Genomic DNA, 9,588 nt, shown 5'->3' on the forward strand with positions numbered 1-9,588 from the left:
GCGCGAACCTTCGCGGCACCGGCGCTGTCGAATCTGCTTTCGAACCCGCAGCGCGCGGCGGTGCCCCGCCGGGCCGGCTCCGGGCCCTTTTCGACGCTTTTCGCGCCGTTCCACTGAGTTATCGGACGAACAGTTATACTTGTCCGCTACATCATCCCCGCTACCGCCACGCGCTTCCCGACCGCACCAGATCTCTATGCGAATGAAATTGAAGAACATCGGCCTGATTGCCGCGGGCCTCGCCACGGGCGTGTTCGCCACGCTGCAGGTTTCCGCATCGGCCGAGCAGACCGCCACGGCGCCGCTTCCCCTCGACCAGCTCCGCCTGTTCGCGGAAGTCTTCGGACAGATCAAGCGCGAGTACGTCGAACCGGTCGACGACAAGAAGCTGCTGACGGCCGCGATCAAGGGCATGGTGTCGAGCCTCGACCCGCACTCGTCGTTCCTCGACAAGACCGACTATGACGAGCTGCAGGAGCAGACGAAGGGCCGCTTCGCGGGTCTCGGCATCGAGATCTCGCAGGAAGACGGCCTCGTCAAGGTCATCTCGCCGATCGAGGATACCCCCGCGTTCCGCGCCGGCATCCGTCCGGGCGACCTGATCACGCGCATCAACGACAAGCCGGTGCGCGGCATGACGCTCGACAAGGCCGTCAAGCAGATGCGCGGCGAGCCGGGCACCAAGGTCACGCTGACGATCTTCCGCAAGAGCGACGACCGCACGTTCCCGGTCACGGTCACGCGCGCGATCATCAAGGTCCAGAGCGTGAAGATGAAGATCCTCGATCCGGGCTATGCGTATGTCCGCATCACGAGCTTCCAGGAGCGCACGACGCCCGATCTCGCCCAGAAGCTGCAAGATATCGCACGCCAGCAGCCGAACCTGAAGGGCCTCGTCCTCGACCTGCGCAACAACGGCGGCGGCCTGCTGCAGAGCGCGGTCGGCGTGGCCGGCGCGTTCCTGCCGCCCGACTCCGTCGTCGTGTCGACCAACGGCCAGATCGCCGATTCGAAGCAGGTCTACCGCGATACGTACGACAATTATCGCCTGCCGTCCTTCGACGGCGATCCGCTGAAGAACCTGCCGCCGGTCTTCAAGACCGTGCCGATGATCGTGCTGACGAACGCCTATTCGGCGTCCGCGTCGGAAATCGTCGCCGGTGCGCTGCAGGATTCGAAGCGTGCGCAGATCATGGGCAAGACGACGTTCGGCAAGGGTTCGGTGCAGACGGTCCGCCCGATGACGGCCGACACCGCACTGCGCCTGACCACCGCGTACTACTACACGCCGAGCGGCCGTTCGATCCAGAACAAGGGCATCACGCCGGACGTGCCGGTCGATCAGTACGCCGACGGCGATCCGGACGACGTGCTCGTGACGCGCGAGGTCGACTACACGAACCACCTCGCGAACACGCAGGATCCGAACGAGAAGAAGGAACAGGAAGACCGCGAACAGCGCCGGATGGATCAGCTGCGCGTTCTTGAAGAGCAGAACGACAAGAAGACGCCGGAGCAGCGCCAGAAGGATCGCGATCGCAAGCCGATCGAGTTCGGCAGCGCCGACGACTTCATGATGCAGCAGGCGCTCAACAAGCTCGAAGGCAAGCAGGTCCAGGCATCGAAGTCGCTGCTCGCCGAGAGCACGACGAAGGGCCCGGCCGCCAAGGCTGCCACGGCTGCGAAGGCATCGGGCGCGAGCGCCGCGAAGCCGGCTTCCGCACCGAAGCCCGCGTCGGCGCCGAAGTAAGCGCCGGCCGGCATCCGACGGGCCATCGCGGGAAGACCGCGATGGCCCGTTTTTCATGCGCGCCTAAAATAACGACACAGACGCCGCCTCGCCACGACTCCCCATGAACGACGATCAACTCCTTCGCTACTCCCGTCACATCCTCGTCGACGAAATCGGCATCGAGGCGCAGCAGCGCTTTCTCGATGCGCATGCGATCGTCGTCGGCGCGGGTGGTCTCGGCTCGCCCGCCGCGATGTACCTCGCGGCATCGGGCGTCGGCACGATCACGCTCGTCGACGCCGATACGGTCGATCTCACGAACCTGCAGCGGCAGATCCTGCACGTGACGGCGTCGGTCGGCCGCCACAAGGTCGAATCGGGGCGCGACGCGCTCGCGCAGCTGAACCCCGAGGTGAAGGTGCACGCGGTCGCGGAGCGCGTCGACGACGCGTGGCTCGACGCGCACGTGCCGCACGCGACCGTCGTGCTCGACTGCACCGACAACTTCGCGACGCGGCATGCGATCAACCGCGCCTGCGTCGCGCACGGCGTACCGCTCGTATCGGGCGCCGCGCTGCGCTTCGACGGGCAGATCAGCACGTTCGATTTCCGCGACCCGGCCGCGCCCTGCTATGCGTGTGTGTTTCCGGAAGACCAACCGTTCGAGGAAGTCGCGTGCGCGACGATGGGTGTGTTCGCGCCGACGGTCGGGATCATCGGCGCGATGCAGGCCGCCGAGGCGCTGCGCGTGATCGGCGAAATCGGCAAGACGCTCAACGGCCGGCTGATGATGCTCGATTCGCTGCGGATGGAATGGACGACGATGAAAATCGCGCGCCAGGCCGACTGCCCCGTGTGCGGGGGCCGACACTGACGCGCGACGGGCATGCGCCGGGCGGCGCATGCTTGGTGACACTTCGCTAAGGTTTCAGCGGCAACGCGCGTGCGTCAGGCAGCCGCATCCGCACGCGGCTCCGCAACCGACAGACGCTGCAGCGCGGCCTGCACTTCCTCCGGCTCGAATGCGGCGAGCACGTCGGCCGTCGGCTTTTCGAGCGCCTTCAGGTGCGCACGCAGGATCTCCTGCTTCACGACGAGCAACTGGCTCGGATGCATCGAGAACTCGGTGAGCCCCATCCCGAGCAACAGGCGCGTGAGCGCCGGGTCCCCGGCCATTTCCCCGCACACCGACACGGACACACCCGCGCGCTTCGCTTCGCGCAACGTATAGCTGATCAGGTGCAGCACGGCCGGATGCAGCGGGTCGTACAGGTGCGCGACCGCGTTGTCCGCGCGGTCGATCGCGAGCGTGTACTGGATCAGGTCGTTCGTGCCGATCGACAGGAAATCGAACCGCTTCAGGAACAGCGGCAGCGCGATCGCCGCGGCCGGAATCTCGATCATCGCGCCGATGCGCACGTTCGGGTCGTACGCGAGCCCCGCGTCGTCGAGCTGGCGCTTCGCCTCGCGGATCAGGTCGAGCGTCTGGTCGATCTCCTGCGCGTGCGCGAGCATCGGGATCAGGATCTTCACCTGGCCGAACGCGGACGCGCGCAGGATCGCGCGCAACTGCGTGAGGAACATCTGCGGCTCGGACAGGCTCCAGCGGATCGCGCGCAGGCCGAGCGCGGGGTTCGGCGCCGTCTCGTAGCCTTCGTCGAGCGCCTCGAGCGGCTTGTCCGCGCCGACGTCGATCGTGCGGATCGTCACCGGCATGCCCTTCATCCACTCGACAGCCCGCTTGTACGCGGCGAACTGCTCCTCCTCTTCCGGCATCTCCTTCTGATGCATGAACAGGAACTCGGAACGGAACAGCCCGACGCCGACCGCGCCGGCCTCGACGGCCGCCTTCGCGTCGTCGGGCAGCTCGATGTTCGCGTACAGCTCGATCTTGGTGCCGCACAACGTTTGCGTCGGCGAGAACTTCAGACGCTGCAGCTTGCGTTGCTCCAGCAGCTTCTCGGACTGCCGGTACGAATACTCCTCGAGGACGATCGGCGCGGGATCGACGATCACGATGCCCTGGTCGCCGTCGACGATGATCAGGTCGTCCTGGCGGATCAGCGCGCTCGCATGCTGCACGCCGACCGCGGCCGGAATGCCGAGGCTGCGCGCGACGATCGCCGTGTGCGACGTGCGCCCGCCGAGGTCGGTGACGAACGCCTGGAACGACTGCGACTTGAACTGCATCATGTCGGCCGGCGCGATGTCGTGCGCGACGACGATCATCTCGTTCGTGCCGTTCTTGGCCGCGCGGTCCAGTGCCTGCGAAGCCGACGGTGCGCCGGCGAGCGCCTTCAGCACGCGCTCGACCACCTGCTCGATGTCGGCCTTGCGCTCGCGCAGGTATTCGTCCTCGATATCGTCGAAGTGGCGCGTGAGCAGCTCGAGCTGCTCGGTCAACGCCCACTCGACGTTGTAGCGGCGCGTGCGGATCAGGTCGATGGTTTCCTGCACGAGCATCTCGTCGCTCAGGATCATCGCGTGGACGTCGATGAATGCGCCGACTTCGCTCGGCGTGTCGTCGGTCAGGTCGGCGCGCAGCGCTTCGAGTTCGTGATGCACGACCTCGAGCGCGGTGCGGAAGCGCTCGACCTCCGCATCGATCTGGTTTGCCTCGACCAGGTAATGGGCGACGTCGAGCGCCGCCGGCGCGATCAGATACGCTCGCCCGATCGCGATACCACGTGAGACGGGAATGCCATGCAGCGTGAAGGACACGCGCACCTCCTCTGTACAAGTAAAGCCGCGGCACACTGCTGCGATGCGCTTATGACCCCGGTTAGCGATTATAAATTCCGCGACTCCCCGCTGGCTGCATGCACCGCAGCATTGCGCATTCCGCATCAATGCTTCCGACGAAAAAAATGCCGCGGAATCCGCGGCATTCTGACTGGAAACGGCAACGATCCCGCGTGAGAATCACTGGCCTTCGCCGAACTTGTCGGCGATCAGCTTCAGCAGCGCGTCCATCGCTTCCTTCTCGTCGGCCCCGTCGGTCTCGATCATCACCGTACTGCCGATGCCGGCCGCCAGCATCATCACGCCCATGATGCTCTTCGCATTGATCTTGCGCCCGTTGCGCGTCATCCATACTTCCGACTGGAAGTTGCCGGCCAGTTGCGTAAGCTTGGCCGATGCGCGCGCATGGAGCCCCAATTTGTTGACGATGGTGGTTTCTTGTTGAAGCATGATTCTCGGTCGGGTCGGTCGGGACCGCCGGCGGCGCGCGTCGGCGGTGCGGTCTAAAACGGAAAACGGGTAACGGGTACTCGGTGCGCTCGCTCAGTGCGATTCGCTCGGCGTGCGCGGCTGCGGTTCGGGCGGAATCGGCGCGCACTGGCCGCAGCCGGTTTCCGTCGGCGGCGGCGGCGTACCGGACGACACCTCGTGGACGCCCTTCGCGCCGCCGGACAGCGCCTTGTCGACCAGCTTGTCGAGCGGCACGGTGCGGTAGCAGACGGCCCGCACGAGCATCGGCAGGTTCACGCCCGCGAGCACGCGCACGTTGTCGAGCTTGGCGAGCTGGCCGGCGATGTTCGCGGGCGTCGCGCCGTACATGTCGGTCAGCACGACCACGCCGTTCTCTTCCCTGAGCCGCGCGAGTTCCGCGTGGGCGAACGCCATCACCTGGGTCGGATCGCTGTCCGCCATCACGTCGATACAGCCGATGCGGGCGGGCACGCCGCCATAGATGTGCGCGATGCAGTCCCGCAGCGCAGTGGCGAGCGGGGCGTGCGCGATGATCAGGATCCCGGCCATGTCAGATCGCTCCCGGCCGCCCCTGGCGGGCCAACACCCCGCGGCGGGGCAATGAGCGTAGCGAGTGTGGGAAACGTTCCATGTTCAGCCTTGCAACAGTTTCGGCCCGACCGCCGGGCCTCGGGTGCGCGAGCGCGGCACCGGGCAAGCGGGCATTGTAGCAGGCCGGTCGAACTGCTCCGGCGACGGGGGACCTGCGCGGCCGCCGCCGGGGTTGTGCGGGAAAGCGGCCTACGCGGCCGCACGCTCCAGCGCGTCGATGAACATCGCGGCGACGTCGAAGCCCGTCTGCTCCATGATCTCGCGGAAACACGTCGGACTCGTGACGTTCACCTCGGTCAGCCAGTCGCCGATCGCATCGAGGCCGACCAGCAGCAGCCCGCGCGCCGCGAGCACCGGCCCGAGCGTGTCGGCGATCTCGCGATCGCGCGCGGTCAGCGGCTGCGCAACGCCGAGCCCGCCCGCCGCGAGATTGCCGCGCACCTCGCTGCCCTGCGGAATCCGGGCGAGCGAAAACGGCACCGGCTCGCCACCGATCAGCAGGATGCGCTTGTCGCCGGCCTTGATCTCGGGGATGAATTTCTGCGCCATCACCGAACGCGTGCCGTCATGGCTCAGCATCTCGATGATCGAACCGAGGTTCATGCCGTCCGGCTTCACGCGGAACACGCCCATCCCGCCCATCCCGTCGAGCGGCTTCAGGATCACGTCGCCGTGCTCGGCGTGGAATGCGCGCAGCCGTTTCGCGTCGCGCGTGACGAGCGTCGGTGCGACGAACTGCGGAAACTCGCCGATCGCGAGCTTCTCCGAATGGTCGCGGATCGACTGCGCCTTGTTTAACACGCGCGCGCCGGCGCGCTCGGCCAGCTCCAGCAGCCAGGTCGACGTCACGTATTCCATGTCGAACGGCGGATCCTTGCGCATCAGCACCGCGCCGAACGATTCGAGGCGGCGCGCGTCGACCGGCCCGGCCTCGTACCACGTCTCGCGATGCAGGTCGTCCGGGTCGCCGACGAACGTGATGCGACGCACGTCGGCCTCGACGGCCGAACCCGTCCACGCGAGGTGGTTCGGCTCGCACGCGTACACCGCATGCCCGCGCCGCGCCGCCTCCGCCATCATCGCGTAGGTCGAATCCTTGTAGATCTTGAAGCGCTCGAGCGGGTCGGCGATAAAGAGAATGTCCATGAGGTCCTGTACTTGGCGAAGGTCCGTTACACCTGGATGGCTTCGGGGTCGGTCTTTTCCAGTTCGATCGACGACGCGATCAGCGACAGCCGCGCGACGACGCCGTACATGTAGAAACGGTTCGGCGGCGCGGCGCCCGGCTTCGCGCCCGCATCCGGCAGCGCGGTATGCTCGAAGCCGAGCGGCACGTAGTGCATGCCGGGCGCGTTCAGGTTCTGGTCGCGCTCGCGGCCCGCGTGCGTGCGGTAGAAGCCGCCGACCACGTAGCGGTCGATCATGTACACGACGGGCTCCGCGACTTCGTCGCCGACGCGCTCGAACGTATACACGCCTTCCTGAACGATTACGTCGCGCACCGCGAGGCCGGCCTTCGACTCGGCCATCTGCGCGCGCTCGGCCTTCGACATGCGGCCGATCTCGGCCGCGTCGTGCACGGTCATCACGCCGCGCCCCGCCGTGCCGGCATCGGCCTTCACGACCACGTACGGCTTCTCGCTGATCCCGTATTCGCGGTACTTGCGCGCGATCTTCTTCAGCACGCCGTCGATCGCATCGGCGAGCGCCTGCTCGCCTTCATGCGCCTGCCAGTCGACACCTTCCACGTGCGCGAAATACGGATTCACCATCCACGGATCGACGCCGACCATCTTCGCGAACTTCTTCGCGACGTCGTCGTAGCATGAGAAGTGCGTCGACTTGCGGCGCACGGCCCAGCCCGCATGCAGCGGCGGCAGCAGGTACTGCTCGTGCAGGTTTTCCAGCACGGCCGGGATGCCGGCCGACAGGTCGTTGTTCAGCAGGATCGAGCACGGATCGAAATTCTTCAGGCCGAGGCGGCGCTGCGAACGCTCGAGCGGTTCGAGCACGATCTTCTGGCCGTCGGCCAGCGTGATCGGCGTCATGTCGGTGATGCTCGGGTCGAGCGAGCCGAAGCGCACGTTCAGGCCGGCCTGGCGCATGATCGTTGCGAGGCGTGCGACGTTTTCGAGGTAGAACGCGTTGCGGGTCGGCAGCTCGGGAATCACGAGCAGGTTCTTCGCGTCCGGGCAGATCTTCTCGATCGCGGCCATCGCGGCCTGCACGGCGAGCGGCAGCACTTCGGACGGCAGATTGTTGAATGCGCCGGGAAACAGGTTCGCGTCGACGGGCGCCAGCTTGAAGCCGGCGTTGCGCAGGTCAACCGAACAATAGAACGGCGGGGTGTGTTCCTGCCATTCGAGCCTGAACCAGCGTTCGATCGCAGGCGTCGCGTCGAGGATCTTCTGCTCGAGTTCGAGCAGCGGACCGTTCAACGCGGTAACGAGGTGGGGAACCATGAATCACTCGCGAGCGGGAGAATGAAGATTGTAGAGCAATTGCCCTGCCCATTTGGGGATTGTTCCCGGCTTCACAAGGATATGGAGGAAGTTTTCGGCTATTGACCCGATAGAGTGAAGGGTTATCCGCTACGGCAGTGGGTGGCAGGAGAAAAAAAGCCCGCCGGGTGGGCGGGCCGAAGTCGCTGCGCTCATTCGGAGCGGGCGCCGTCGTCGCGGCGGCCCGCCGTTGATTCGTGTGACTTATTCCACGTGCTCGCCGTGCAGGATCACGTCGAGACCTTCGCGCTCTTCCTCCTCGGTCACGCGCAGGCCGATCGTCAGGTCGATCAGCTTCAGCAGCACGAAGCTCAGCACGCCGCTGTAGACCAGCGTGATCAGCACGCCCTTGGCCTGCAGCAGCAGGCTGCCGTCGGCGCCGCCGATGTCCTTGACCGCGAACACACCCGTCAGCAGCGCGCCGAGAATCCCGCCAATGCCGTGCACGCCGAACGCGTCGAGCGAATCGTCGTAGCCGAGCTTCGACTTGAGCCACGTTGCCGACCAGAAGCAGATCACGCCCGCCGCGATACCGATCACGAGCGCGCCCGCCACGCCGACGAAGCCGGCGGCCGGCGTGATCGCCACGAGACCCGCGACCGCGCCCGACACGATGCCGAGCACCGACGGCTTGCCCTTGGCGATCCACTCGGCGAACATCCAGCCGAGCGCCGCGCACGCCGTCGCGACTTGCGTCGTCAGCATCGCGAAGCCGGCACGGCCGTCGGCCGCGACCGCCGAGCCCGCGTTGAAACCGAACCAGCCGACCCACAGCATCGAGCCGCCGATCATCGTCAGCACGAGGTTGTGCGGCGCCATCGATTCACGGCCGAAGCCGATCCGCTTGCCGAGCACCAGGCATGACACGAGGCCCGCGATACCGGCGTTGATGTGAACCACCGTGCCGCCCGCGAAGTCGAGCACGCCGTCGGCCGACAGCCAGCCGGTCGGCTCCCACACCATGTGCGCGATCGGCACATAGACGATCAGCGACCAGAGCGTCATGAACACGAGCATCGCCGAGAACTTCATCCGGTCGGCGAACGCGCCGCAGATCAGCGCAGGCGTGATGATCGCGAACGTCATCTGGTAGACGAAGTAGACCGATTCCGGAATCGTCGTCGCGAGGTGGCTGACGGTCAGCGTGGTCGCCTTGTCGCCCTTGATGTAGTTCATGCCATGCAGGAACACGCGCGACAGGCCGCCGATGAAGCCGTTGCCCGGCGTGAACGCGAGGCTGTAGCCGACCACCGTCCACAGCACCGTGATCACGGCGGTGATCGCGAAGCTCTGCATCACGGTCGCGAGCACGTTCTTCTTGCGGACCATGCCCGCATAGAACAGCGCGAGGCCGGGGATCGTCATGAACAGCACGAGCGCGGTGGAGGTCAGCATCCACGCGGTGTCGCCCGCACTGATCTTCGACGAATCGACCGAGAACGGGGCGGTCGGCGCGGCCGGTGCGGCCGGAGCCGAAGCGGCAGCGGCGGCCGAGGCATCGGTGGCGCCCGAGGCCGGTGCGGCGGCAGCGGCCGTGGCGGATGCGTCGGT

The 9,588-nt window shown here is 66.4% G+C and carries 8 protein-coding genes; 2 read left to right on the forward strand and 6 right to left on the reverse strand.

Annotated features, from left to right (window positions below; translation table 11 throughout):
* Window positions 1-196 precede the first annotated feature (196 nt).
* Together F3J15_RS29750 and moeB are read left to right on the forward strand one after the other, a co-directional pair.
* Window positions 197-1,750 (forward strand): S41 family peptidase, encoded by a 1,554-nt coding sequence (locus F3J15_RS29750; protein ID WP_089446485.1) that lies wholly within the window; start codon window positions 197-199, stop codon window positions 1,748-1,750.
* A gap of 103 nt (window positions 1,751-1,853) precedes the next feature.
* Window positions 1,854-2,606 (forward strand): molybdopterin-synthase adenylyltransferase MoeB, encoded by a 753-nt coding sequence (gene moeB, locus F3J15_RS29755; RefSeq protein WP_089484625.1) that lies wholly within the window; start codon window positions 1,854-1,856, stop codon window positions 2,604-2,606.
* A gap of 74 nt (window positions 2,607-2,680) precedes the next feature.
* Here the strand turns inward: moeB and ptsP are convergent, their stop codons facing one another.
* The 6 genes from ptsP to F3J15_RS29785 form a co-directional block, all read right to left on the reverse strand.
* Window positions 2,681-4,453: a phosphoenolpyruvate--protein phosphotransferase gene (ptsP, locus tag F3J15_RS29760; RefSeq protein WP_069249373.1), complete on the reverse strand. Its 1,773-nt coding sequence runs from the start codon at window positions 4,451-4,453 to the stop codon at window positions 2,681-2,683.
* A 201-nt stretch (window positions 4,454-4,654) separates the two neighbouring features.
* Complete coding sequence (locus F3J15_RS29765) at window positions 4,655-4,924, reverse strand: HPr family phosphocarrier protein (RefSeq protein ID WP_069248939.1); 270 nt, start codon at window positions 4,922-4,924, stop codon at window positions 4,655-4,657.
* A 93-nt stretch (window positions 4,925-5,017) separates the two neighbouring features.
* Complete coding sequence (locus F3J15_RS29770) at window positions 5,018-5,494, reverse strand: PTS fructose transporter subunit IIA (protein WP_069248940.1); 477 nt, start codon at window positions 5,492-5,494, stop codon at window positions 5,018-5,020.
* 231 nt (window positions 5,495-5,725) lie between these two features.
* The gene (gene gshB, locus F3J15_RS29775; protein ID WP_166895700.1) at window positions 5,726-6,682 is read right to left on the reverse strand and encodes a glutathione synthase; all 957 of its coding nucleotides are present in this window, start codon (window positions 6,680-6,682) and stop codon (window positions 5,726-5,728) included.
* Window positions 6,683-6,708: 26 nt separating this feature from the next.
* Window positions 6,709-7,998, reverse strand: coding sequence for a glutamate--cysteine ligase (gene gshA, locus F3J15_RS29780; RefSeq protein WP_011353295.1), 1,290 nt, complete (start codon window positions 7,996-7,998; stop codon window positions 6,709-6,711).
* A gap of 243 nt (window positions 7,999-8,241) precedes the next feature.
* Window positions 8,242-9,588, reverse strand: a 1,347-nt coding sequence (locus F3J15_RS29785; protein ID WP_166895701.1) for an ammonium transporter, incomplete at its 5' end; no start/stop codon positions are given.

The organism is Burkholderia sp. Ap-955 (assembly GCF_011753045.1).
Lineage (GTDB): Bacteria > Pseudomonadota > Gammaproteobacteria > Burkholderiales > Burkholderiaceae > Burkholderia > Burkholderia lata_D.

What these genes read in the sequence shown, in the direction of transcription:
- F3J15_RS29750 (WP_089446485.1), top strand. Translation starts at nt 197, where the DNA reads ATGCGAATGAAATTGAAGAACATCGGCCTGATTGCCGCGGGCCTCGCC.
- moeB (WP_089484625.1), top strand. Translation starts at nt 1,854, where the DNA reads ATGAACGACGATCAACTCCTTCGCTACTCCCGTCACATCCTCGTCGAC.
- F3J15_RS29765 (WP_069248939.1), bottom strand. Translation starts at nt 4,924, where the DNA reads ATGCTTCAACAAGAAACCACCATCGTCAACAAATTGGGGCTCCATGCG.
- F3J15_RS29770 (WP_069248940.1), bottom strand. Translation starts at nt 5,494, where the DNA reads ATGGCCGGGATCCTGATCATCGCGCACGCCCCGCTCGCCACTGCGCTG.
- gshB (WP_166895700.1), bottom strand. Translation starts at nt 6,682, where the DNA reads ATGGACATTCTCTTTATCGCCGACCCGCTCGAGCGCTTCAAGATCTAC.
- gshA (WP_011353295.1), bottom strand. Translation starts at nt 7,998, where the DNA reads ATGGTTCCCCACCTCGTTACCGCGTTGAACGGTCCGCTGCTCGAACTC.